Source organism: Vibrio sp. D173a (genome assembly GCF_030248475.1).
This window is the reverse complement of record NZ_JAHGAH010000845.1, coordinates 1-861: the sequence shown is the minus strand read 5'-3', so window position 1 is coordinate 861 and position 861 is coordinate 1. Positions and strand designations below refer to the sequence as shown.

Here is an 861-nt window from a genome sequence, read left to right as displayed (position 1 = left end):
TTTCAAGCATATGTAGATGATTGAGAGCGGCACCATTGGCTGAGGTCATCAAATAGAGCAAAAAATCACTGGGATTTAAGCTTGTATGTAAGTAATTTAACAGATCCACTAATACGGATTCAGGGATATATTCACTATCCCTCTCTTTAAAGTATTCTGGTATCCACACGTGCTTATATATATCAGTTAGAACTAAGCCACTCTTGTTTAAATTGCCTAAATAAGCCAAAGCGGTCGCCCGGGGTGTTAGAGAAATAGAATCCATTACAACTGCCTTCCACTTTCTTCGCAAAATGTACACAAGACCATCAAGAACTCCTCCAGAATGCTTAGAAGATTGTATTTATATCTAAATATAATTCAAAAACTCAAGTTTATAAAAAATTACTGATAGGAAATTTTCTTATGAAACTATTGCTCAGAGCAGTACTCCTCCCTCTATTGCTAAATGCACTTTCTTTTGGTGCATTTAGCCAAGAAAATGAATTGAAATACTTCGTGGTACAGGGAAAGTTGACCCCTGAAGTCGCTAGATTATTAATAGAAAATCCTGCAGATCCAACAGCAGGTGCGCGCAAATCTATTAAGAGCATACCAGGAGCAATACTAGTTGATTACTACTTTGAGGTAGGAAGAGCACAAAATCTAGCTATTGTTGCTCTACCAGATAGCTCTATTGCTGCCGCTCTAGTCTATCAACGACTCTCTACTGGTGGATTGACCGACATTAAAGTCAGAGAGATTCTGCCTTCAAATAAAGTAAAAGAGATGCTTAAAGTTGCAAAGTCTTTGAATTAATTCTATCTAACTTTCACACTCTGATACGTATTGCGACGCAACCCCTTAACTTAGCTTCGCAAT

At 37.6% G+C, this 861-nt stretch carries 2 protein-coding genes; one reads left to right on the top strand and one right to left on the bottom strand.

Annotation, left to right across the window (positions count from 1 at the left end; all coding sequences use genetic code 11):
* A partial coding sequence (locus tag KIV40_RS29740) for a hypothetical protein (RefSeq protein WP_285352859.1) occupies window positions 1-265 on the bottom strand: 265 nt, incomplete at its 3' end.
* Between the two features lie 140 nt (window positions 266-405).
* On the opposite strand from KIV40_RS29740, the gene KIV40_RS29735 reads away from it, so the two are divergent.
* Window positions 406-798, top strand: a complete 393-nt coding sequence (locus KIV40_RS29735) for a hypothetical protein (protein ID WP_285352858.1) — start codon at window positions 406-408, stop codon at window positions 796-798.
* Window positions 799-861 lie beyond the last annotated feature (63 nt).

Bases quoted from the DNA above. Each gene is read 5' to 3' on its own strand.
- KIV40_RS29735 (WP_285352858.1), top strand. From the start codon at position 406: ATGAAACTATTGCTCAGAGCAGTACTCCTCCCTCTATTGCTAAATGCA.